Source organism: Salinispora mooreana (genome assembly GCF_000379065.1).
Lineage (GTDB): Bacteria > Actinomycetota > Actinomycetes > Mycobacteriales > Micromonosporaceae > Micromonospora > Micromonospora mooreana.
On the sequence record NZ_KB900614.1, the window covers coordinates 731,862 to 755,886 of the forward strand.

Annotated in this window: 19 protein-coding genes and 1 tRNA gene; 18 read left to right on the forward strand and 2 right to left on the reverse strand. The window is 70.4% G+C overall.

What is annotated here, in order from left to right:
• Positions 1-379 precede the first annotated feature (379 nt).
• Positions 380-1,177: an AfsR/SARP family transcriptional regulator gene (locus SALPAC6_RS0103465; protein ID WP_018252051.1), complete on the forward strand. Its 798-nt coding sequence runs from the start codon at positions 380-382 to the stop codon at positions 1,175-1,177.
• Between the two features lie 97 nt (positions 1,178-1,274).
• Here the strand turns inward: SALPAC6_RS0103465 and SALPAC6_RS29620 are convergent, their stop codons facing one another.
• Positions 1,275-1,448: a hypothetical protein gene (locus SALPAC6_RS29620; protein WP_018252052.1), complete on the reverse strand. Its 174-nt coding sequence runs from the start codon at positions 1,446-1,448 to the stop codon at positions 1,275-1,277.
• A gap of 85 nt (positions 1,449-1,533) precedes the next feature.
• Positions 1,534-2,532 (reverse strand): bifunctional lysylphosphatidylglycerol flippase/synthetase MprF, encoded by a 999-nt coding sequence (locus SALPAC6_RS0103475; RefSeq protein WP_018252053.1) that lies wholly within the window; start codon positions 2,530-2,532, stop codon positions 1,534-1,536.
• A 215-nt stretch (positions 2,533-2,747) separates the two neighbouring features.
• On the opposite strand from SALPAC6_RS0103475, the gene SALPAC6_RS0103480 reads away from it, so the two are divergent.
• The 17 genes from SALPAC6_RS0103480 (at position 2,748) to SALPAC6_RS30680 (ending at position 24,009) form a co-directional block, all read left to right on the forward strand.
• A tRNA-Phe gene (locus SALPAC6_RS0103480) sits at positions 2,748-2,838 on the forward strand.
• A 37-nt stretch (positions 2,839-2,875) separates the two neighbouring features.
• Positions 2,876-3,853 carry a diacylglycerol/lipid kinase family protein gene (locus SALPAC6_RS0103485; protein ID WP_026189284.1) on the forward strand — a complete coding sequence of 326 codons (978 nt, stop codon included), beginning with the start codon at positions 2,876-2,878 and terminating at the stop codon, positions 3,851-3,853.
• Positions 3,850-5,406, forward strand: a complete 1,557-nt coding sequence (locus SALPAC6_RS0103490; RefSeq protein WP_018252055.1) for an MmgE/PrpD family protein — start codon at positions 3,850-3,852, stop codon at positions 5,404-5,406. The genes SALPAC6_RS0103485 and SALPAC6_RS0103490 overlap by 4 nt, the downstream gene beginning before the upstream one ends.
• A gap of 205 nt (positions 5,407-5,611) precedes the next feature.
• Positions 5,612-7,276 carry an aldehyde dehydrogenase family protein gene (locus SALPAC6_RS0103495; RefSeq protein WP_223874260.1) on the forward strand — a complete coding sequence of 555 codons (1,665 nt, stop codon included), beginning with the start codon at positions 5,612-5,614 and terminating at the stop codon, positions 7,274-7,276.
• 88 nt (positions 7,277-7,364) lie between these two features.
• Positions 7,365-8,507: an acyl-CoA dehydrogenase family protein gene (locus tag SALPAC6_RS0103500; protein WP_018252057.1), complete on the forward strand. Its 1,143-nt coding sequence runs from the start codon at positions 7,365-7,367 to the stop codon at positions 8,505-8,507.
• A gap of 27 nt (positions 8,508-8,534) precedes the next feature.
• On the forward strand, positions 8,535-9,842 hold the full coding sequence (locus SALPAC6_RS0103505) for an aspartate aminotransferase family protein (protein ID WP_018252058.1): 1,308 nt from the start codon (positions 8,535-8,537) through the stop codon (positions 9,840-9,842).
• Position 9,843: 1 nt separating this feature from the next.
• Positions 9,844-10,344, forward strand: coding sequence for a type II toxin-antitoxin system RatA family toxin (locus tag SALPAC6_RS0103510; RefSeq protein ID WP_018252059.1), 501 nt, complete (start codon positions 9,844-9,846; stop codon positions 10,342-10,344).
• 11 nt (positions 10,345-10,355) lie between these two features.
• Positions 10,356-10,862: a hypothetical protein gene (locus tag SALPAC6_RS0103515; protein WP_018252060.1), complete on the forward strand. Its 507-nt coding sequence runs from the start codon at positions 10,356-10,358 to the stop codon at positions 10,860-10,862.
• The gene (locus tag SALPAC6_RS0103520) at positions 10,859-11,389 is read left to right on the forward strand and encodes a flavin reductase family protein (RefSeq protein WP_018252061.1); all 531 of its coding nucleotides are present in this window, start codon (positions 10,859-10,861) and stop codon (positions 11,387-11,389) included. The genes SALPAC6_RS0103515 and SALPAC6_RS0103520 overlap by 4 nt, the downstream gene beginning before the upstream one ends.
• 92 nt (positions 11,390-11,481) lie before the next feature.
• Complete coding sequence (locus SALPAC6_RS0103525) at positions 11,482-12,462, forward strand: ferritin family protein (protein ID WP_026189285.1); 981 nt, start codon at positions 11,482-11,484, stop codon at positions 12,460-12,462.
• Positions 12,459-13,508 carry a beta-ketoacyl-ACP synthase III gene (locus SALPAC6_RS25305; protein ID WP_018252063.1) on the forward strand — a complete coding sequence of 350 codons (1,050 nt, stop codon included), beginning with the start codon at positions 12,459-12,461 and terminating at the stop codon, positions 13,506-13,508. The genes SALPAC6_RS0103525 and SALPAC6_RS25305 overlap by 4 nt, the downstream gene beginning before the upstream one ends.
• A 33-nt stretch (positions 13,509-13,541) precedes the next feature.
• Positions 13,542-13,790 carry an acyl carrier protein gene (locus tag SALPAC6_RS0103535; protein ID WP_223874418.1) on the forward strand — a complete coding sequence of 83 codons (249 nt, stop codon included), beginning with the start codon at positions 13,542-13,544 and terminating at the stop codon, positions 13,788-13,790.
• Positions 13,790-15,010 carry a beta-ketoacyl-[acyl-carrier-protein] synthase family protein gene (locus tag SALPAC6_RS0103540; RefSeq protein ID WP_018252065.1) on the forward strand — a complete coding sequence of 407 codons (1,221 nt, stop codon included), beginning with the start codon at positions 13,790-13,792 and terminating at the stop codon, positions 15,008-15,010. Before SALPAC6_RS0103535 ends, SALPAC6_RS0103540 begins: the two co-directional genes overlap by 1 nt.
• Positions 15,010-16,575: an acyl-CoA carboxylase subunit beta gene (locus SALPAC6_RS0103545; RefSeq protein WP_018252066.1), complete on the forward strand. Its 1,566-nt coding sequence runs from the start codon at positions 15,010-15,012 to the stop codon at positions 16,573-16,575. The genes SALPAC6_RS0103540 and SALPAC6_RS0103545 overlap by 1 nt, the downstream gene beginning before the upstream one ends.
• A gap of 126 nt (positions 16,576-16,701) precedes the next feature.
• Positions 16,702-17,808, forward strand: coding sequence for a fatty acid desaturase family protein (locus SALPAC6_RS0103550; RefSeq protein WP_018252067.1), 1,107 nt, complete (start codon positions 16,702-16,704; stop codon positions 17,806-17,808).
• 112 nt (positions 17,809-17,920) lie between these two features.
• The gene (locus SALPAC6_RS0103555) at positions 17,921-18,241 is read left to right on the forward strand and encodes an acyl carrier protein (RefSeq protein ID WP_018252068.1); all 321 of its coding nucleotides are present in this window, start codon (positions 17,921-17,923) and stop codon (positions 18,239-18,241) included.
• Positions 18,238-24,009 carry a type I polyketide synthase gene (locus SALPAC6_RS30680; RefSeq protein ID WP_018252069.1) on the forward strand — a complete coding sequence of 1,924 codons (5,772 nt, stop codon included), beginning with the start codon at positions 18,238-18,240 and terminating at the stop codon, positions 24,007-24,009. Before SALPAC6_RS0103555 ends, SALPAC6_RS30680 begins: the two co-directional genes overlap by 4 nt.
• The last annotated feature ends 16 nt before the right edge of the window (positions 24,010-24,025 follow it).

The following is a 24,025-nucleotide window of genomic DNA, read 5'->3' on the forward strand; positions in this document are numbered from 1 at the left end:
CGATCACTGTCACTGTGCCAGCTTGCCGGCCAGCTATCGGCCTGTCGATTACGTGTCAGGTAAAAGCCAAACCGAAGGGGCACGACATCTGGACCTGCGCGCCAGACCGACCACACTCCGGACCGAACTTCTTTGATTGACGGGTGCAACTTCCATGAGTAGCCTCGGCTCCAGTGCCGGTGACAGCACTCCACCGCCGTTACAGTGTCGCTTAGTGGCGCGTTCAGCCTGTTGCCGTCGCACGCAGTCGGAGCATGCCCACACGGGTGCTCCGTGGCACCGGCAAGGTCAACGTCTATTTAGCAAATTGCGTTGAACAAATGGACCACACAGTCGCAATGTTGGTTCTCCAGGCAGACTTCTTGCCGAAGGGTTGACCATGGATTTCTGGATCCTGGGCCAGGTTGCCGCCGGCTGCGGCAACCGGCGCGTGCAGTTCCGCTACGGCATGCAGTGCGCGCTCCTCGCCGCGCTCATCGCCGCAGAGGGACGGATACTGTCCGTAACATGCCTGATCGATGAACTGTGGGGCGAGGAGCCACCGGACTCGGTCGACAACGCGTTGCAGGCACACGCGAGTCGGCTACGTCGCAAGCTCCAGGCGCTTGAGCCCGAGCGAGCGCGGCCCCGGCTCGTCTCCCAGACCGGCGGATACCGGCTGGACCTGGACGGGGCCAGGGTGGACGCGGTCGCCTTCACCCAGGCGCTCGCCGAGGTGCGCGCCAGGCCAGACCTGTCGCCGGCTGAGGTCGCCAACCGGCTGCGGCCGGCGCTGGCGCTCTGGCGAGGTCCGGTCTTCGGCGGCGCGGCCGTCGGCCTGGCCGCACAGGCTGCACTGGCCCGCCTGGAGGCGGCCCAGATGACCGCACTCGAACTGCTGTATGACAGCGAGCTACAGCAGGGGCAGCACCAGCACATCGTGCCCGAACTATCGGCCCTGGTGCGTTCGGAGTCGCTCAACGAGCGGCTGTGCGAGCAGCTCATGGTGGCGCTCTACCGGTGCGGTCGGCAGGCCGACGCGCTCACCATCTACCAGCGGATGCGCAACCGGATGGCGGAGGAATTAGGAATCGACCCGTCCCCGATGTTACGCAGCCGCGAGCGGGCGATCCTGTCTCACGACCCCGCTCTGCGGTTGCGTCCGGACGAACTCAGCCTGCCCGGTCCCAAAGGCTGACGACGATCGTCCGGACCGCGAACCACCCGTCAACGAAGGGGACCGACGGCGAAGTTGTGCCGGCGGCACGTCGTGCCGCCGGCACTCGTTCGATCGTTTAGGCGACCGCGCCCTCTGCGCCGCCCGCCCGTAGCAACCGGCTCAGTTCGGCCAGTGCCGCGTCGGCGGTCCCGGCCAGCTCACGGTTGTCGGGATCGGCGCAGACCGCGGCGAACATCTCGAGCGTACGGTTCAGGGCTGCGCCGATCGCCTCTTCGTGGGTTCCGGACATTACGTTCCTCCTTCGGATCGTGTCCGCGTACGGGACGGACGTGCTCGCTGGGTGGACTCCTCCACCGGGTGCCGGGGGACTGGCGTCAGAACGCGTTGCAGGCGCGGAAGATATGGGCGAACCCGGCGACGCTGGCACCACCGAGGAAGCCGACATACTCGGGGATCACCAGGTCCGGCGCCCACTTCTCCTTGTAGGCGAGCTGTGACCGCGCCGGGTAGACCGCTTCGCCGTGCGTCCACAGCACGCGCATGAACTGGTGGAAACCGGGATCATGGTCGGGCAGCTCGTTCTCCGGCTGTATACCGGTGAACGGTGTGAACCCGAAGTGCAGCCACGCCACGTCCTCGGCCCGAAACTTCTCGATGGCCGTGACGTTGATCGCCTCCATGATTCCTGGGACGCGACTCGGCTCCCGCCGGCTCAGGTCGTGCATCCAGCCGGCTCTAGACCCGTACACCGGGCTGTAGGAGATGTAGCCGACCGGACGCTCGTCGATCAGGCCCACGAACATCCGCCGGTACGGCTGCATGGCGTCCCCGTACTGACCGATGAGGAACTCCATCGGCCGGGCATGTTCACCCTTGCCGCGCAACCACACCTGGTCGATCTCGCGAAGCCACGGGTAGTACCGGTCGTCCGTGGTCTCGACGACCGTGAGGCCCGCCCGGAACGACCGGGACACCTTGTTGCGCAACTGCATGAAGCGGGTTCCCCGCAACGAGAAATCCGCCAGGCCGACTGCCCACGAGGCACCGATCTGGTTGACGGTGAAGCCGGCGGTGGCGTACGCCCGCGCATCCGCCCGCTGCAACTGCACCGCCACCACCTCCAGTCCCTCCTCGCGCGCCATCGCCACGAAGGCCGTCAGCAGGTCACGGTAGGACTCCGGCGGCGCGAACGGGCCACCGAACTGCACCAGGAACCGGCCTGAACGGCGATAGACGATCACGCCGGGCCGACTGGGCAGGGTGAAGTAGGAGTTGCCGCCGCTGACCGCGAGGAAAGCACTTGGGTTGTCCGCCTGCGTGAATTCTTGGATCGCGGCGAGCACCGGCTCCGCCGCGATAACCGTACTGGCCACGTCGTCCTCCTCGTCTCGTTCCCGCGCCTTTCAGTCACGCCATCGCGGGCACTGTTTTTTGGCTACCGATCGTAGGCCGGCACGCCGGAAAAGGACACCCCAAAATTGTTGTCAGCGATGTGTCAGGAGCCCGTCAGCAGGTGGGTCCAACATTTGATGTGTCGAGAACGAAAGCTACCGGACGAAAGCGGTACGGCAGCCAGAGGTCCCGACAGGGAGAGGTACCCGAAGTGGCCTATTGGGGACCGGACGGAAGTTCGGTCGGGCTTGCGCCCACGCAGCGTTCGAATCCTGCCCTCTCCGCCAGAACTCCTGCGGCACATCGTAGGAAGAAGAGGACGATATGCCTGTGGAAATTGATCGGCGACGGTCAGCGCTCATTATCGCCAATCCCACCGCCGGTACCGTCGACCGCCAGGTCGTCGACGACCTGGCGCGGCTGTGCCGTCGTTGGCTGCCCTCGGTCGAGGTGGCCTGGACCGGCGGCCGAGGAGACGCGACAACACTGGCCGCCGCCGCTACCGACCGGGACCCCCGCGGCGACCGACCCGGCGTGGTGTTGGCCGTCGGCGGCGACGGCACGGTCCGCGAGGTGGTGGAGGGGCTGGTCGGCAGCGGCACGGCGCGGGGGACGCCGCCCACGCTACTGATCGTTCCGGCCGGCACCGGCAACTCGAACTATCTCGCCCAGTGGGGCGACCTACCGTGGCGGCAGGCCGTCGCAGGCGCACTGGACCCGGGCGGCACCGCCGGCACCCGTGGCGAGGTCCGGCTCCTTGACCTGTTTCGGTTACGGGAGTCGGGTGAGCTGGTACTGCTCGGAGCCTGTTCCGGCCTGATCGCGCAGGCGTTGCGCTTCGCGGCGGACGTACCACTGACCGGACGCCCCCGTTACCGGGAAGCCATGGCGCGGGCGGCGGCGGCGTTCACCCCATATCCGGGGCGCGTCGAGGTGGACGGTCGGGTTGTCCACGAGGGCGGCACCGTGCTGGCCAACGTCGGCGGCGGTCGCCACCGAGGCGGGCAGTACCGGGTGTTGCCGCACTCGGTGCTGGACGACGGCCTGCTCGACGTCTGCGTTATCGGCGACGACGTGGCCGCCACCCAGGTGCCGGAATTGACTCGCGAGGCGGCGCACCTGGACCATCCCGCTGTGGTGTACGCGCGGGGCACCTCGGTCACGGTGGCGCGTACCGACGGTGAGCCGCTGTGGTTCGAGCACGACGGTGAGCTCATGCCCATGCGGTATCCGACGCTCACCCTCGACGTGCTGCCGCGCGCGCTACCCGTCGCCTGTCGCGCCGATCGCCGACCGGGATGACCGGGCGACAGGAGGGCGGGACCAGCCCGCCCGCCCCGGCCGGGACACCCGCCCTACTGACCACGTTGGCGCGCTGGGCCGCGCAACTCGATCTGACGCAGGTGCCGCCGCGGGTCGTCGACCTGGCGACGAGTCAGGTGCTGGCGCAACTCGCCGCCATCCGGGCCGGTCTGGCGCACAGTCGCGCAGCCGCGCTGGTGAACGCCTTCGGCACGCCCTGGCAGGCCGACCCCCGGCAGTCCGCCGCGGTGCTCGCGACCCTCGGCTGCTGGCTCAACCTGGACGACACCGCGTACGCCGGTCACCTCGCCCCGAGCACCGTGGCGGTCCCGCTGGCATACGCCGAGGCGGACGGGCTGTCCGGTGCCGCCCTGCTGACCTCGGTGATCGCGGCCAACGAGTGCGCCGCCCGGATCACGGCGGCGGCCACCCTGGGTCCGCTACGCGGCCAGAGCGCCCTGCACACCCACCTCGGCGGCGCGGTGGCCGGTAGGCTCGCCAGCCGACGCGCACCAGCCCGCGAGTGGGTCGACGCCCTCGGCCTGGCATTCGCCGCCCCGCCCTGGCCCGTCATGCACGCCTTCCTGAGCGGCGACGCGAAACTGCTGCACGTATTACCGTCGATCCGTACGGCGATGGACGCCTGCGACGCCGCGGCGGCGGGCATCCGGGGCGCGGCGGACGTGCTGGAGCACCCTCGCGGGTTCCTCGAACGCTTCGCTACCGTCCCGCTGCCCGAGACGGTCGTCGATGGGCTCGGTTCCCGCTGGCACACCGAGACCCTGTCGTTCAAGCTGCGCCCCGGGGGCCCCGGGATCGACGCCGCGGTCGACTGCGCGGTCGGCCTACACCGCGAGATCGGCGATGCCACCATCACCTCCGTGCTGGTGGATGCCTCTATCTACACGATCTATGCGGGTCGGCAGGCCGAGCGGTACCTGGCCGGTCCCGACAGCCCGATCAGCGCCCTGCTGCTGTCCACCGCATACCCGGTGGCGACCGCGCTGTTGACCGGGGATTTGACGGTCGCGGATTTCGACACCCCGGCGGTGCGGGAACCGGCCCGATGGGACCTGGCGGCACGGGTACGACTGCGGCACGACCCGGCAATGACACGGCGGCTGTTTGCGTCCGTCGCACCGTTCGGCGCGGCGCTACAGCAGGCGGGTGAACGGGCGAAGCCCTGGCTACGCCAGGTATTCGGCGACGCCGAACTGGCGGCCCTGGCCAGCTTGGCGGCCGACCCATCGAATGCCCACGGACCACGCCCGGCCGCGACGGGGTCCGGCCCGGACCCCGAAGAGTTCCGGCACGCCGACAAGGCGACCCCGGCCCGCGTGACGGTGGACCTGGCGGACGGTCGGACACTCAGCCGCGAGCAGGTCATCCCGCTTGGCGCGGCCGGTGCCCACACCCGTGGCCACCACCGTGAGCTGGTGCGGGCGAAGTTCCTGGCGCAGGGCGGCCGGGCCGGCGTGGCTGACGCACTGTCGGACCTGCCCGACCTGCCGCCCGAGCGACTGGCGCGGACGCTGCGGCTGGCGCTGGCCTGACCGGACCGGCACCGGCACCGGCACCGGCCCGGGACGGTACCGCGAAAATCGCTGGCTGGCATTGCGTGATTTTCCTTATTGCATATCGGATCGAGCGGTCAGATAGGTGTCAGCGCACCGTCAGCGACGGCCGTCACGCTCCTCGTGTCTTCCTATGCAGAGCGCTCATTCCTGCTCTGGCCGACCGAACGAGGAGCTGATCAGCGTGACTGTAATCGGTGATGTTGACATTCGCGGTCGCGGCGCTTCGGTGAGCGAGTCCACCGGGCCCGACCGGCCATTCCCCGTACGCAGCTACGAGTCCTACATCGGGGACCGCGACGTGCCGGGTAGCGGCTGGGTCTACACGGTCAGCGCCCGTTCCTTGCTGGAGGACGTCTTCACCAGCGTGAGTCTCAAGCGGACGCTGGAACAGGACCCGGACTCACCGGCAGCGAACCACCCGTACGTGGTCGGCCGGTGTGCCGTGGCCTCGCCCGCCGACCTGGACGCGGCGGTGGACGCGGCCGCCGCCGCCGCGCCTCGGTGGGCGCTCGTCCCGCTCGCCGAGCGGATGCGGTTGGGCGAGCTGTTCCGGGCCCAGCTACGCGAACACCGCGAGACCTTTCTCGGGATGCTCATGGCCGAGGCACATCCCCGAATGCTGGCCGAATGGGAATTGACCTGCCTCGAACAGGTATACAGTGCCGAGAGTTGTGGCTGGTACGAGCAGCAGATGCACGCCGAGTTCGAGCACGGTCCCCGGCAACTCACTGTCCGGCGCAGCCCGGACGGCGTCGTCTGTATCAACCCGCCGCAGAACGCGCCGGCGCCCAGCGCCGCGCTGGCGGTGCTGGCCCTGATGGCGGGCAACGCGGTGGTGGTGCGCGCGCCGCGCAGCATCGCCCTGAGCACGATGTACACCCTGCGGGAGCTGGTCGCCCCGGTGTTACGCGAGGTCGGCGCCCCACCCGGAACCCTCAATGTCGTGTGTAGCAAGCCGCAGCAGACGATCGACCGCTGGCTGGCTCACGCGGACGTCGACGACATCATGTACTTCGGCGGCAGTGAGGAGGGGCTGCACTTCGAGCGTGAGTGCGTGGCCCGCGGAAAGAAGCCAATTCTGGAGTTGGCCGGCAACGACGGCCTCGTGGTGTGGCGCGACGCCGACTTGGACATGGCAGCCGAGGCGATCACCGAATGCTTCTACGGGTCCGGACAGATCTGCATGGTGCCCAACTACGTGCTGGTCCACCCCGCGGTCGCCGACGAGCTGCTGGATCGGGTTCGCGAGCAGGCCCTAGAGGTCCGGCCCGGCTACCCGGAGGACGACGGCGTACTGCTGTCCCCGGTGCGGCGCAGCGAGAAGTTCTTCGCCCTGCTCAACCAGGCTCTCGGCCTGGGTGCCGAGTTGGTCTGCGGCGGGCAGCGCACCGAGTTGGACGGCACCCCGTCGGACACCGGCGTCTTCCTCCAGCCCACCGTGGTCCGGGTGGATGGTCTCACCGACGCCCGCCGGATGGACGTCGTCAAGCACGAGACATTCTTCCCACTCATCCCGGTCGTGGTCGCCGAGCGGGCACCAGACGACGAGCTGCTTGACCGATTCGTCTCCTTTGTCAACAGCAACGTCTACGGCCTGCGTAACTCGCTGTGGACCCGGTCGTCGGCCGTCATCGACCACGTCGTCAGCCGGCTACACAACGGCGGTCTGCTCAAGGTCAACGACTCGCACATCGGCTTCCTGCCGTACCTGCCCAGCCACGGCGGCACTGGTCTGACCGGCGGCGCGTTCGGCGAGGCCAACTACCCGATCCTCAAGACCTCCCATCTACAGGGGGTCAGCATCAGCGCCGGCGTCCGACCTCGCACGGCGGTGTTCGGCGGCTAACCGCCGGCGCAGGCACCACCCGAACCCATCCCCCAACTGTCTCTCACCCGTCCGGCGCGACCGGCCTTCCCAACGGAGGTAACTGACCATGCGCTCGCTCGACGTCGCCCGCGCGACCTGTGAACAGTTCCACCCCGGCCTGCATGCCGCACTCGCGGAGGTGCCGCTGTCCGTGCACGAGACGGCCGGCAACCCGGGTCTCAAGTCGTTCCGCACGCTCAACGGTCCCGGGCTGCTCGTACCCACCACGAGCGGCGGTGCGGGTGCCGACCCGCTGGCCGCCGTACGGGTGATGCGGGCCGTATCGGCCTGCTCACCCTCGCTCGGTGCCGCGGTCGCCATGCACCACTTCACCGCCGCGATGCTCTTCGCCCTGGCCGGTTCCGCCGATCGGCTGACCGCCGAGCAGACGTCACTGCTCGACCGGGTCGCCCCGGAGGGTCTGCTGATGGCCTCGGGCTGGGCCGAGGGCAAGCCCGACGCCAACATCCTCGTCCCGAGCGTGACCGCAAAGCCGGCGGAGTCCGGCGGCTACCTGGTCAACGGGGGAAAGAAGCCGTGCAGCCTGTCCACCTCCATGGACCTGCTCACGGCGAGCGTGGCACTGCCCGACGGGGCCGGCGGCAGCCGCCTGGCGGTGCTGCTCATCCCGGCGAACTCCCCCGGCATCTCGGTCCACCCGTTCTGGAAGACGTTCGTCCTGGCCGGCGCGGAGAGCGAGGAGGTCCGCCTCGAGGACGTCCACGTGCCGGAGGAGCTGATCATCCGTACGGTGCCGGACGATCCGCAGCGGCTCGACGACCTGCAGACGGCGGGCTTCGTCTGGTTCGAGATGTTGATTACCTCCGTCTACCTGGGAGCGGCCAGCGCCCTCGTGGAGCGGGCGCTGCACAAGGGTCGGGGCAGCGCCACGGACCGAGCCCAGGCGGCGGTGGACCTCGAATCGGCCGTGGCGGGCGTGGAGGGCGTGGCCCGCGCCGTACGCGACGGCCTGGGCGACGACGACGCGGTCGCCGCGGTGCTGGTCGCCCGGTACGCCGCCCAGCGGTCCGCCTGCGCGGCGGTGGACCTCGCGGTCGAGTTGCTCGGCGGGATCTCGTACATCCACGACCCCGACGTGGCCTACCTCGCCGCCGCCGTCCGGCCACTCGCCTTCCACCCGCCGTCGCGCTCCAGTGCCGCGCAGGCCCTCGTCGACTACTTCATCGGCCAGCCGCTCGTGCTGTCCTGACCCCATCCTGACCGAAAGGAGCCGGGCATGACCCTCGTCGCACTGCCCGTCCGCGAAGCCGGCCCGGACGCCGCGCCGGAGACCGAGGCGGACATCCTGCGCCTCTACCGCAAGCATCTGAGCAAGGGCCGCGCCACTCTGGCAGAGCTATTCGGCAGCCACATGGAGGTCGAGTCGACTGGCGCGTGGCTGACCACCAGCGACGGTGAGCGGTTCCTCAACTGCGGCGGGTACGGCGTCTTCCTCATGGGTGCCCGCCACCCAGCCGTGATGGCGGCAGTGACCGAGCAGTTGAACCGGCACCCCATCGCCACCCGCATCCTGCTGGAGCCGACGGTGGCTCGGGCCGCGGAGGCGATCACCTCGGTCGCCCCAGAAGGTCTGGACCGGGTGCACTTCGCGCTCTCCGGCGCGGAGGCCGTCGAGACAGCGCTCAAGCTCGCGCGGGCCCACGGCAAGCGGCGGATCATCGCCACCCACAACGGCTATCACGGCAAGACCTTCGGCGCGCTCTCGGCCAGCGGCAAGCAGGTCTACCGGTCTCCGTTCCAGCCGCTGCTGCCGGACGTGACCCACGTGCCGTACGGCGACGCGGACGCGCTGGAGCGGGAACTGGCCGCCGCGCCCGGTGAGACGTGCTTCATCGTCGAGCCGGTGCAGGGCGAGGGCGGGGTAATCATCCCGCCCGCCGGCTACCTGACCCGGGTGGCCGCGCTGTGCCGCAGGTACGACTCCTTCCTGGTCATGGACGAGGTGCAGACCGGCATGGGTCGGCTCGGCCACTGGTGGGGTGCCGACCTGGCCGGTGTGGTGCCCGACGTGCTGTTGGTCGGTAAGGCGCTCGGCGGTGGCGTGCTGCCCGTGTCGGCGGCGCTGGCCAGCCGCGCGGTGTTCGCGCCGTTCGACAAGGACCCCTATCTGCACACCGGAACCTTCTCCGGCGCACCCGTGCTGATGGCCGCCGTCCAGGGCTCGGTCCGCGCGATCAAGGAGGATCGCCTGACCACCCGCGCGATGGAGCTGGGCAACGCGCTGTTGCCCGAGATCGCCGGCATCGCCCGGCGCAACTGCCCGGAGCTGGTGGTGGACGTCCGCGGTGAGGGTCTGTTGATCGGCGTCGAGCTGATCGAGGGCGGACTGGCCGGGGAACTGCTGATCGAGCTGTTCAACCACGGCGTCGTCGGCAACCACTCGATGAATGGCACCTCGGTGGTGCGGTTCACCCCGCCGGCGGTCCTCACCGACTCCGACGTGAACTACCTACTCGAATCCTTCGACGGCGCGACCCGCGACCTGGTGGACAAACGCGCCCGGATGCCGGAAGGCGGTCGTTGACATGCGACACGTACACCTCAGCGCCCACATTCCCGCGACCACGCCGCAGGACGTCTTCGACGGGGTCGTGCGCTTCGACCGCTACCCAGACCTGGCACCACACGTGCAGTCCACGGTCGTGCACCAAAGTGTCCCCCATCCCACCGGGCAGTCGAGCTGGGAGCTGCACTTCCGCAGCGGCCTGCTGCGGTGGACCGAGCAGGAACGCTTCCTCCGTGACGAGCTACGGATCGAATTCACGCAGACCGATGGCGACTTCGACAGCTTCACCGGTGCCTGGCAGCTCACCGGCGGGCCTGACGGGACCGACCTGGGCTTCGACGCCGACTTTGACTTCGGCATCCCGAGCCTCGAAGGCATCCTCGACCCGATCGCCGAGCGGGTTATCAGGGAGACGGTCGCCTGGGTCGTGATCAAGATGTTCGAGGGTGCCCGTCTGGCCGATGACGTCATCCCGGCCACCGCCCGCCCCGCGCCGGTCGTTCCCGGCACGCCCTCCTGAAGGAGTAGACCGTGGACCAGAAGAACCCCTTCGAGACCCCCGTGACGTTCCGCCTACACCGGGCCGAGTACCTCGTGGGCTTCGTGGTCAGTAGCGCGCTGATGGTCGCGCACTGGGACGAGATCCGCTGGCTGCCCGCGATCGGGCTGTTCTTCTACATCGATGTGATCGGCTACTTTCCCGGCGCGATCGCCTTCCACCGCAGCAAGACCAAACAGATCTCGAAGGCCTACTACGTCCTCTACAACATCATGCACAGCCTGGTGACCCAGGCCGCGGTGGTCGGGCTGTGGATCTGGCTGATCGGCCCCGAGTGGGCACTGCTGGCCATCCCCTTCCACCTGTTCGGCGACCGGGGATTGTTCGGCAACTTCCTCAAGCCGTTCGGGTTGCCCTTCGAGCCGGTCGCGCATCCGATGTACAGGCCGCTCATCGAGGCCATCCAGGGGTCGCGCCGGGCCTCGCCGGAGCAGCCGGCCCAACCGGTCGCGGTCGCGCCCTCCGGGACGCCCCGGTGAGCAGCTCCGACCCGCCGGACGCCGCTCACCGTGCCGCCGTACGGCGGGTCGCCACCGGGGTGGCCGTGCTCACCGTGGAGTTGGCGTCCACCCCCCACGGTGTGACGGTCAGTTCACTGACGGCCGTCTCCCGTGACCCGCTGCTGGTCGGCTTCTGCCTGCACCGCAGCTCGTCCTGCCTGGAGATCGTGAAGAGCTGTCGGGGCTTCGCCGTCAGCGTCCTGAACGCAACCCAGACGACGACAGCGCGCTGGTTCGCCGACCCCTGCCGGCCACGCGGCCGGGCCCAGTTCGACGGGTTCGGCTGGCAGCCGGACCCGGTCAGCGGCGCGCCGGTCCTCGCCGACTCGCTGGCCTGGATCAGCTGCCGACCGGTTGCCAACATCGACGCCGGAGACCACGAACTCCTGCTCGCCGAGGTCGTCGGCGGCTCGACGCGCGACGACGGGCAGCCACTGCTCAGCTTCGCCGGGCAGATCCACGAGGCGAACCTGCGGGCGGTACCGGCGCGCGCCACCACCCGATGACCACACCGCGGGTCCGCCGGTCGTACCGACCGGTGGCGACGCGGGCGACCCGACGGCGGCACCAGCCGCCGGAACACGAAGGAGACGACTCGATGACCCAGGTCGTACCCCGCGAGGCGGACTGGGATACCGCTCCAGGGCTGCTCGACGGTGCCATGAACCTCGAACTCACGGCGCAGCAGTGCAACCTCGGCTACTGGCTCAGCGCGGTCGCGCAGGGCACCCTGCGCGACCGGGCCGAGACGGGGCACGCCCGCACGGCCGGCACGCCTGAGCACATGCGTCAGCCGGGGCCGCTGCGCGACGCGCTGGTGATGGAACTCGGCTACCGGTCGGTGGCCGAGGAGAAGGCAACCCGCATCCTGGCGCACTACGTCGCCCAGGCACCCACGATCCCCGAGATGGAGTTCTACGCGACCCAGCTCATCGACGAGGCCCGGCACTCGATGGTCTTCCGCAACCACCTCGTCGAGCTGGGCGAGCCCGCGGACGGGCTGGTCGCCGCCATCGCCGATATGTCGGCCGAATACACCCGGGAGATCCTGGAGCCGGTCGAGGAGCTGGCCACCCGCACCGTACGGGACGAGGGCGACTTCGTCGGCGGCGTGGCGATCTTCACGATCGTCATCGAGGGCGTCCTCGCTCCGGCCGCCGAGCTGAGCGAGCGCAAGTGGCAGGTGCTCGACCCGGCGGCGAGTGAGATCGCCCGGGGCGCCTCCATCGACGAGATCCGGCATCTAACCGTCGGCAGTTCGATCCTGCGCGACCACCTCGCGGCGAACCCGGACTACCGCCCCCGGCTGCTGGACATCCTGGCCCGGGGCCGCAAGCTGTGGGAGGAGCTGCCGGAAGAGAAGTACGTCCTGCACCGTGAGGAGCTGTTCCAGGAGGGAATGCGGCAGCACGCCGACCTGGTCGGGGACTACGAGATCTGGCCGGGCCGGCGGATGATCGACACGACCCCGGCGGAGCGGTACGCCAGGGCGGAGCGGTGGACCGACGAGATGGCGATCGTGCGGCTGCGCTACATGGGTCTGCCCGACGCCCTGCCCGTCCTTGGGCTCGAGCCGTGAATGGCCGGGCCAGTCCGCCGGCCGCCGTCCTCACCGGACTCGGCGGGTGGCTGCCGCCCCGGGTGGTCACCAACGACGACCTCGTACGGCGACTGGACACCTCGGACGAGTGGATTCGCAGCCGTACCGGGATCAGCCGGCGGCACGTTATCGATCCGGGCATGTCGACCGCGGCCCTGGCGGTCGAGGCGGGCGCCCTGGCGCTCAAGTCGTCTGGCGGCGGTGACGTCGACTCGGTCATCGTCGCGACCACCACGCCGGAACGGCTCTGCCCGGCCACGGCACCGCTGGTGGCCGCCCGGTTGGGGCTGACCGGCGTGGCCGCGCACGACGTGTCGGCGGTCTGCACCGGCTTCCTGTACGCGCTGGCCAGCGCCGTCGGCCAGATCGCCGCCGGGCTCGCCCGACGGGTGCTGGTCATCGGTGCCGAGGCGTACTCGACGATCATCAACCCGCTGGACCGGCAGACGGCGGTCATCTTCGCCGACGGAGCCGGTGCGGTTGTGGTGGAGGCCGGCTCGCCGGACGAGCCCGGTGCCATCGGTCCGATGGTGCTGGGCAGCGACGGCGAACTGAGTGACCTGATCACCATTCCGGCCGGCGGCTCCCAGCAGCGTTCGTCGGGCCAGCCGGCCCGGCCGGAGGACCACTATTTCCAGATGCGCGGCCGGGACGTCTACCGGCACGCGGTGGAGCGGACCACGGCGGCGGCCCAGGCCGCGTTAGAACGGGCCGGCTGGCAGGCCGGTGACGTCGACCGGTTCCTACCGCACCAGGCGAACGCCCGGATCTGCTCTGCAATCGGGGATGAACTGGGCATCCCGGCCGAACGCCGGGCCGGCAACATCGACCGGGTCGGCAACACGGCGGCGGCCTCGATCCCGCTGTTGATGGCCGACACCGTCGCCAGCGGTCTGCTGGGACCGGGCGACCGGGTGCTGCTGGCCGCCTTCGGCGGTGGCCTGACGTGGGCCGCCACCACCCTCACCTGGCCGGCGTCGGCCGGCCTACGGCAGCCGACCCACCCCGGCTCCAGTACGGCATAGACAGCCGCAAGCACCGCCGGTGACGGCGGCACCGTGAGAAGGGAAGGCGAGATGTTCGACCAACTACGACAGATCATGGCCACGAAGTTCCAGCTCGACCTGGCCGAGATCACCCCTGAGTCGACGCTGAAGGACCTGGAGCTGGACTCCCTCGACATCGTCGAACTGGGTCTGGTGATGAACAAGGAGCTGGGCGTGTCGCTCTCCGACGACGAACTGCTCGAGGCACAGAGCCTCAACGCCATCGTGGAGCTCGCGCAGGCCCGTAGCGCGAGGGTCTGATGGCGCGCCACGATGTCGCGGTGACCGGCCTCGGGCTGGTCAGCCCGGCGGGCATCGGCGTCGAGGCGAGCTGGGCCAGGGTGTGCGCGGGAGAACCGACGGCCGCATACGATCCGGCCCTCGCCGGCGGCCCGGTCGACTTCTGTTGCCGGGTGCCCGGCTTCGCCGCCACGGCGTTGCTGGGCCCCCGGCGGGCTCGTCGGCTCGACCCGTTCGTGCAGTTCGCCGTGGTGGCCGCCCAGGAGGCGGTCGCCGACGCCGGACTCGATCCCGGGCGATGGGACGGCACGCGGGTTGGCGTCGTGCTGGGCTGCGCCGACGGCGGGCCGACCACGGTGGAGCAGCAACACCAGCTGATGCTGGCGGAGGGCACCGGCCAGGTGTCCCCGCTGCTGCTGCCCATGCAGCTACCCAACATGTCGGCCGGACAGGTCGCCATCGAACTGGCCGCCACCGGCCCCAACCTCGTGGTGGCCACCGCCTGCGCCTCGGGCGGTACGGCAATCGGTCTGGCCCGGGATCTGCTTCTGCTCGACCGCTGCGACATCGTGCTGGCCGGCGGAAGCGAGGCCATGATCACGCCCTTGGTGATGGCGGGGTTCGCCCAGATGGGCGCGTTGTCCCGCAGGTCGGCGGAGCCGGCCGCCGCCTCCCGGCCGTTCGACGCGCAGCGAAGCGGGTTCGTCGCGGGCGAGGGGGCGGGCGTACTCGTCCTGGAACGGGTGGCCGACGCGCGGGCCAGGTCCGCGCGGGTCCGAGCACGGATCACAGGCTTCGGTGCCACTGCCGACAGCCACCACGTCACCGCGCCGGACCCGCAGGGCCAGGGGTTCGAGCGGGCGATCCGCGCGGCGCTGTCCGACGCTGACGTCGATCCGGGCGAGATCGACCACGTCAATGCCCACGGTACGGCCACACCCCTCAACGATCTGGTGGAGGCACAGGTGCTGCATCGAGTTCTGGCCGACTCGGCCCTGGTCACGTCGACCAAGGGCGTCACCGGCCATCTGTTCGGCGCGGCCGGGGCGGTGGAGGCGGCGTTCACCGTACTGGCCATCGAGGATGGTCTCGTGCCGCCGACGGCAAACCTCGACGACCCAGACCCGCAGATCGCCATTCAGGTCGCGGCGAAGCCGACCCCCCGGCGGATCGACCTGGCACTGAGCACGTCGCTGGGCTTCGGCGGGCAGAACGCCGCACTGGTGGTGGCCGCACCATGATGACGCCCATCGATGGCACCAGTACCGTCGAGCTGACACCGCCCCAGGTGCCCGGCACCCGGTCGGCGGGGGCCACCGCGCCGATCGACGCGGCATCGGCGGCCGCCCCGACGGGTGGGTCCGCCCCGGCCGGCGCGGACCGACCGGTCGGCCTGGCCCGCAGACACCTGCTCACACTCACCGACCCCGACTCGTTCGTCGAACTCGCCAGCATGGCGCGGCACCGGGTGACCGCGTTCGACATGCAGCGTCGCCGGCCGGCCGGCGACGGCGTGATCACCGGGATCGGTCGCATCGACCGGCGGCCGGTGGCGCTGTTCGCACAGGACTCCGCCGTACTCGGTGGATCACTCGGCGAGACGCACGCCGACAAGATCGTACGGGTCATGCGCTGGGCGGAACGGGCACGTACACCCGTCGTCGGGCTGATCGACTCCGGCGGTGCCCGGATCCAGGAGGGGGTCTCAGCACTCGACGGGTACGGCCGGATCTTCCAGGCCAACGTCCGGCAGTCCGGCCGGATACCCCAGATCAGCGTGATCCTCGGCCCCTGCGCCGGCGGTGCGACCTACTCGCCGGCGTTGACCGACATCGTCATCATGCAGCGGCAGCGGGCCCACATGTTCCTCACCGGGCCGGCCGTGGTCAAGGCGGTCACCCGTGAGGACGTCACCGCGGAGACGCTGGGCGGCAGCGATGTCCACATGCGGCAGTCCGGCGTCGCCCATCTCGTCGCGGCCGACGCCGACGAGGCGTTGCGGCTGGCGAGCCGGGTGCTGTCGTACCTGCCCAGCTCGTGCTGGGACCAGCCACCCAGGTCGACCCCGGCACCGCCGGAACCGATGCCCGACGTGCCCATCAACCACCGCATCCCGTACGACGTGCGCCGGGTCGTGCGTGCCGTGGTGGACCGGGACAGCTTCCTGGAACTACAACCAGGGTTCGCCCGCAACCTGGTGACCGGCTTCGCCAGGCTGGAGGGCAGCCCGGTCGGGGTGGTCGCCAATCAGCCCAACGCGATGGCCGGAACGCTGGACATCAACGCCGCCGAGAAGGGTGCTCGGTTCGTCCGTCTCTGCGACGCCTTCGGGCTGCCCCTCATCACGCTGGTGGACACGCCGGGCTTCCTGCCGGGGGCCAGGCAGGAGTCCGGCGGTGTGATCCGCCGGGGGGCCAAACTGCTGTTCGCCTACGCCGAGGCGACCGTACCTCGGCTGACGGTGGTGCTACGCAAGGCTTTCGGCGGGGCGTACATCGTCATGAACTCCAAGGCCCTGGGGGCGGACGCCGTGCTGGCCTGGCGCGGCGCGCAGATGGCCGTCATGGGTGCCGAGGGAGCGGTGGACATCATCTACCGCCGGGACCTCGCGGCCGATCCCGGCCGCCGCGACGAGCTGATCGCCCGTTACCAGGACGAGGCGATGCGCGCCGAGCTGTCAGCCGACCGCATGTCGGTTGACGAAATCATCGAACCGGTCAGCACCCGGCCGATGCTCGCCGCCCTGCTGGCGGCCAGCGGCGACGCCCGGCGACCCCGCTTCCGGCACGACAACCTGCCGCAGTGAGACTCCGCGATCACCGACCGCGATGGCCGCCGGGCACCGCCCGGTGGGATGTCAGCGGGCGGTCAGGACGGTATCAGGGGGCGTGCCCACCCTGGGCAGAACAGGAACTCTCCAAGGAGATCGCGCATGCATGCCAAACCGAACACGACGGCGGGTGCCCCGACGGCACCCCGCAGTGGCCTGGTCGGCGTCGATCCGGCGCAGGCCTCGTCCGGCGAGGTCGGGGCCCACTTCGCGGCCCTCGCCCGGGAGGTCCGGGCGGCCGGCCTGCTCGACCTGGCGCCGGGCCGGTACTACCCCAGGCTGGCGTTCAACGCCGCTCTCTTCGGTGCCGGATTGGTGGCCTTCTTCCTCATCGGCGACTCGTGGTGGCAGGTGGCGGTCGCCGCGTGGATGGGCATGTCCGCCGCACAGAGTGCCTTCATGTGGCACGACGCGGGTCACAAGGCGATGTTCCGCGGGTCCGCGGCGACCTGGATGGGCCGGGTGCACGCCAACCTCGCCAACGGGGTGAGCTACGGCTGGTGGGTAAACCACCACAACCGGCACCACAGTTTTCCCAACAACATCGATCTGGACCCGGACATCGGACGGCGTACGGCGATCTTCGACATGTCGCAGTACGACACCCGTGGCCCCTGGCAACGCTGGGTCGTACGGCACCAGGGGATCATGTTCTTCGTCCTGCTCACGCTGGAGGCGTACAAGATGCACCGCACGTCGGTGCTGGCGCTGCTGCGCCGCGACGTGCGTCAGCCGTGGGTGGAGGCTGCCCTACTGCTCGCGCACGCCGCCATCTACCTGGGTGCGGTGTTCATCGTGCTGTCGCCGGCGATCGCGATCGTCTTCGTCCTGGTGCAGCAGATGGTGCTCGGAGTCTACTTCGGGCTCATCTTCGCCCCCAACCACAAGGGGATGGAGGTGCGCCGGGGCGAGGAGTCGCTCGACTGGCTGGAGCGGCAGGTGCTCACCTCCCGCAACATCAAGCCGTCCCCGCTGGTGGACTTCCTCTACGGCGGGCTCAACTACCAGATCGAACATCACCTCTTCCCGACCATGCCGCGGATGAACCTCGGCCGTTGCCGGCCCATGGTCCGTGACTACTGCGAGCGTCACGGCATTCCGTACCGCGAGGTCGGTCTGTTCACGTCGTACCGGGAGGTCGCCACCTTCCTGCACGAGGTGAGCGAGCCGGCCCGGCGGGGCGGCAAGCCGGCGGTGGACACCGCCTGAACCCACCCACCCTGCCCGGGTGGGCCCAGCCCTCCGCTCCGGCTGCCAGGCGCCGTGTCCCGGCGGCCGCCCCTCCTCCTGCCCTGTGACGCGCCGATCGCGAGGTGCCGACATGACCGAAGCCCTGCCCACCCCCTACGAGCTGGCCGCGCTGCCCCCGTCCGAGCGCCGCGAGACGCTGGAGAACCTGATCCTCGCGCAGTTCCGGCGGGCACTGCTGATGGAGCCCGACGAGGACCTGCCGCTGGACAGCGGCTTCTTCGACCTCGGCCTGACCTCGCTACGCCTGATCGAGATCAGAAGCTCACTAGAGGACCAGCTGGGCATCGGAATCGACGCGGCGGTCGTGTTCAGCCAGCCCACCATCGAACAGCTCGTGGACCATCTGACCCGCGCGATGGCCGGGTCAACCACCGAGGAGGCGTCCCGGTGACCGATCTTCGTGACCGGCCGGTCGAGACGCTGGACAGCCTGCTGGCCGAGAAGTACGAGCCGATCGCCATCGTCGGTGTCGGGCTGCGCTTCCCCGGTGGCTGCGATTGCCTGGACGACTTCGAGGCCTTTCTGCGCGAGGGACGGTCGGGCATCCGGCCACTGCCCGACGACCGGTGGGACGTCGCGGCCTTCACTCCCACCGAGCCCGGCGAACGGGGCAAAATCCACACCACTGGCGGCGGCTTCCTCGACCGGATCGACGAGTTCGACGCGGCTTTCTTCAACATCTCGCCCAAGGAGGCCCAGTACATCGATCCCCAGCAGCGCATCCTGCTGGAGACGGCGTGGCAGGCGCTGGAGAACGCCAACATCGACCCCACCGGCCTGCGCCGCGGCAACGGCGGCGTCTACGTGGGTGCCAGCTCCATCGACTACGCCCTGGAGATCGACGCGCTGCCATACCCGGAGCTGGACGGACACCTGGCCTCCGGCATCACCATGTTCCCGCTGTCCGGCCGGCTGTCCTACTTCCTCGGGTGGCGCGGCCCCAGCATCAGCGTGGACACCGCCTGCTCGTCGTCGCTCGCCGCGATGCACATGGCCGTGCAGGGGTTGCGCCGCCGGGAAAGCGATATCGCGCTGTGCGCCGGGGTCAACGCGCTGCACCACCCCCGGATTCCGGTGATCTTCTCGCACGGGCAGATGCTGGCCCCCGACGGACAGTGCAAAACCTTCGACGAGTCGGCCGACGGCTACGTGCGGGCCGAGGGTTGCGGGGTCGTGGTCCTGATGCGGCTGAGCGACGCGCTGCGCGACGGCCGGGACGTGCTGGCCACGATCCGCGGCACCGCCGTCGGCCAGGACGGTGACAGCGCCGGTCTCACCGTCCCCAACGGTGCCGCGCAGGAACAGGTGATCCGCCAGTCCCTTGCCGCGGCCCGGCTGGCCCCGCAGGACATCGGGTACGTCGAGGCGCACGGCACCGGTACCCCGCTGGGTGATCCGATCGAGATGAGCGCGATCAACGACGTGTTCGCCCAGTCGCACTCCAAGCAGCGGCCGCTGATCGTCGGCTCGGTGAAGACCAACCTGGGGCACATGGAGCCCGCCTCCGGCATCGTTGGGGTGATCAAGGCGGCGTTGCAGGTCCGTACGGCCACCATCTATCCACACCTGAACCTGGTGAACCCGTCCGGCCGTATTCCCTGGACGACGTACCCGGTGGAGGTGCCCACCACCTGCCGCGAGTGGACCGACCCAGTGCGCCGCGCGGTCGTCAACAGCTTCGGCTTCGCCGGCACCATCGCCGCCGTCGTGCTGGAGCAGCCGCCCCGGCCGGAACCGACGCAGCCGGCGGCACCGCGACCGCCGTCCGCCGAGCCGGTGCTGTTCACCCTGTCGGCCAAGGGTGCCTCCGCCCTCGGTCGGCAGGTCGACAGCTATCACCGCTATCTCACCGACCACCCTGACGTGGACATCGACCGGATCTGCCACACCAGCAACGTCGGCCGAGCCCACCACAGCCATCGGCTGTCCGGTGTGGTCGCCGACCGGGCGCAGCTCATGGCGCTACTCGACCGCGCCGCGGCGAACCCGGACCTGCCGGGGCCGAGCGGCGTGCGCAAGGTCGCCTTCATGTTCAGCGGGCAGGGGGCCCAGTACGCGGGGATGGGTGAGCCGCTGTACCGGCGGTTCCCGGTCTTCCGCCAGCACGTGGACGAATGCGATGACCTGTTCGCCGCGCACCTGGGCCGCTCGGTGCGGGCGTTGCTGCTGGGCGAGGTCGACGACCCCGTCGAGATCGACCAGACCTGGTTGACCCAACCCGCGCTGTTCACCGTCGAATACGCCCTCGCCCGGCTCTGGATGTCCTGGGGGATCAAGCCCAACGTCCTCATCGGCCACAGCATCGGTGAGGTAGTCGCGGCCACGGTGGCGGGCCTGTTCAGCCTGCCGGACGCCGTGCTGCTGGTCGCGCACCGGGGAAAGCTGATGCAGGCGGAGCCGCGGCCCGGTTCGATGGCCGCCGTGCAGGCCCCGGCCGACGAGGTGGAGCCGCTCCTGGCCGGCCATCCCGACCTCGCGTTGGCCGCCGTGAACGCCCCCGACCAGTGCGTCGTCTCCGGCGACCGGGCCGACCTCAACGAGGTTGTCGCCCAGCTGCGCGAGCGCGGCCTCCGGGTGGAGGAGCTCACCGTCTCGCACGCGTTCCACTCACCGCTGATGGCCGGTGTGTCCGAGGAATTCAGGGCGGCGATCGCCGGGATCACCTTCCACGAGCCGCGAATCACGATGGTGTCGAACGTGACCGGTGCGGTGGCCCGGTTCGCCGAAGTCGGTACGCCCGACTACTGGGTCCGCCACATTCGGCAGCCCGTACAGTTCCTGGCCGGCATGCGCACGATCACCAAGCGCGGCAAGCACGCGATGATCGAGATCGGGCCGTCGACGACACTGACCGCGCTGGCCCAGCGCTGCGTCCCGGCCGGCGACCATCAATGGGTCGCGAGCGTCAGCCGCCGACGGCCCGGCTCTGAGGTCATCCTCCGCTCGCTCGGCGCGCTCTACACCGCCGGGCTCAGCGTCGCCTTCGCGGGCGTGCACCAGGGCCGGCCAACGCGACCGATCAAGCTGCCGAGCTACGACTTCCAGCGCAAGCGGTACTGGCTGCCGCTGGACCGGTCCGGATCGACCGGTACGGCGAGCGCGAGCACGCTCGGCCACCACCCGCTGCTGGGCATGCGCGTCACCGACACCACGACCGGCGACGTCTCCGACGACCGCTGGGAGTTCAGCGCGGACTGGCCCGCCGGCGGTCCAAGTCAGATCGACGGGCACACCGTGGACGGCCGGGTGGTGATGCCGCTGGCCGGCTTCGTGGAGCACGCGCTCGCGGCCATGGAGGCGGTCTTCGGCCACACTGGCGGATCGATTCGGGACCTGCAGATCCACGCACCACTGACGGCCGACGAGGAGGACCAGACCACGGTCCGCACCCGACTGCGGCGCACCTCGGCCATGGCCGAGCTGGTAATCAGCACCGGCCAGGGGGACACGGAGACCGTCCACGCCACCGCTGTGCTGGCCGACGACACCGAGGCGGTGGTGCCGCCCGACAGTGTCCCGCGCGACGGCGAACCCGACGAGGTACGCGACGGCACCGAGGTCTACACCGACCTCGCCTCCGTCGGCCGCGCGTACGGACCCCGCGTGCGGCTGCTGCGCCGCGTCGCCCGCCACGGCGATGTGCGCACCGGCGAGTTGGTCAACCGGCTGGCCACACCCGGGGAGCTGCTGCCCGTCGAGGTGCTCGACGCGGCGCTGCAGGTCGCCACCGCACTGGACGAGACCGGACTGGAGCTCATGCCGGTGTCCGTGGGGCACCTGCGGTTGTTCCGCCGGCCGAGGGGCGAACGCGTATCGGTTCGGGCGGTGGTGCGCTACCCGGACCCGGCGCGATCGGATGATCGCGGGGACCCCGCCGGTCCACGGGCCGAGGCCGAGGTCGACCTCCTGCTGTTCGACGGCGACAAGCCGGTGGCCCGGTTGCGCCGGGTCGGCTTCGCGGCGGCGGCGGACGCCGACCGGCGCAGCCCGTTCGTACACCGGCTGCGCTGGCTGCGCGACTCCAATCCGGTCGTCGCGCGACCGGGAGCCCGCCACGTGCTCCTGGCCAACGCCGGCCCCGTGACGGCCGCCGAGCTGACGCGCACCGCCGGGTCCGACCTGACCGTGACATCGGCACCGGACCCGGACGCGCTCAGCCAGGCGCTGCGCGGCGCGGCCGTCACCGATGTCGCCTGGTTCTGGCGCGGCGACGACGCGCCGGTCAGTTCGGCGGGGCTGCGGGCCGAGTGTGAACGCAACTACCGCAGCCTGCTGGCGACCGTCGGTGCGGTGGACAGTGCCGGACTGGACCGGCCGCCGCGACTGTGGCTGGTGACCGAGCGGGCGCAGTGGCTGCCCGGCGACCGGCCGCAGACCGGTGAACGACTGGCCGCCGCCTCGCTGTGGGGCTTCGGTACGGTGCTGCTCACCGAGTACCCCCAGTACCGGGCGACCCTGGTCGACCTGGGCTGCACGGCCGATCTCGCGGCACTGAGCCGGGAGTTGCTGGCGGCTCGGCCGGACGGGTTCCAGGTGGCGCTACGCTCCGGTGACCGGCACGTCCGTCGGTTGCTGGCCGGCGAGCAGACGCCGCACTGGTCGGGCGACTTCGAGGTGCGGACGGCTGACGGCGAGCGGACCGAAGCGGTTCCGGTGCAACCGGTCACCCCGGCCGACGACGAGATCCAGGTGCGGATGGCCATCGCGGTGCCCCGGTCGGCCGAGGACACTCCGGTCGCCTGCGCCGGCACCGTGACCCAGGCCGGTGGCGCCAGCGGTTTCGCGGTCGGCGACAGCGTCGTGGTGCCGGTCGCCCGGGCCGTACGCGGGCTGCTCACCGTCGCGGCGGCCAGGGCGCTACCCGTACCCCAGGGGGTTGATCCGATGCTCGCCGCTGCGGCGGTGGCCGGGGACGAACCGGCGGCGGCCGCGCTGGCCCGCCTCGCGGCCGGGGTCGGAGGACCGCTACCCCAGCAGTACGAGTTGGACGAGTTCGACGAGGCGCTGCGGGTGGTGCGCGGCGGCGCGCCTCCCGGTGCGGTGGCCGTCACGCTGCCGACCGGGGCTAGCGCCGAACCCTCGGCGGCGCGGGTGCGACCCGACCGGACCTACGTCATCACCGGCGGCCTGGGCGGCCTCGGTGTGGTCACCGCGCGCAAGCTGGTCGACCTCGGTGCCCGCCGGCTGGTCCTGGTGAGCCGCAGCGGGCGGGCGACGCCGGAGGCCCAGCAGGCGCTCGACGAGCTACGTGGTCGGGCAGAGGTGACGCTGCTGCGCGCCGACATCGCCCGGCCCGAGGACGTCACCGAGATGGTCGAGCAACTACGCGCGAGCGGGCAGCCGGTGGGCGGCTTCGTGCACGCGGCCGGCGCGATCGGCAAGGAGCTGATAGCGAAGTTGACCTGGGAGGCGATCGACGAGCAACTCGGCCCCAAGGTGTACGGCGGTTGGCTGCTCCACGAGGCGAGCCGGCATTTCCCGGAACACGAGCTGTTCGTGGCGTACTCCTCGATCGCCGCCGTGATCGGTGGCGCGACCCAGGCGCACTACGCGGCGGCCAGCGCCTTCCTCGACGGGCTGGCGCAGTGGCGGTCGCGGCAGGGCCTGCCGGGCCTGTCGGTGAACTGGGGTGCCTGGGCACACGTCGGCATGTCCGCCCGGCTGGACGAACAGTTCAGCCGGGAGATTGATCGCAGCGGCATCCGGTTCTTCTCCCCGGGACGGGCGCTGACCGCGTTGGCGGGGCTGTGGGGCCGGGGAGCGGACCACCGGGTGCTCGGCCAGTACGACTGGGATCGCATCGCCGCCGGCAGCCCGCTGGACAACACGCTGTACGCCCGCCTGATCGACCCGACCGCCGTCGAAGATCCGGGGGCGGACCTGCGGCAGCGGCTGCGGGCACCGGACGTGGACCGGCGAGCCCTGCTCGACGGCTTGGTGCGCGAGAAGATCGCCGCGGCGCTGCACCTGGACGATCCGCGGGACCTGGACACCAGCGTCGAATTCGTCTCGCTGGGACTGGACTCGCTGATGGCCGTCGAGTTGAAGAACAGCCTGGAGACCTTGCTGCGGATTCCGTTGCCCGCCTCGCTGGTCTTCGACCATCCCTCGCCACGGCAGCTCGCCGAGTTCCTCGACCGGCAGCTCGCCGTCACCTGACCACCACCGTGACCTG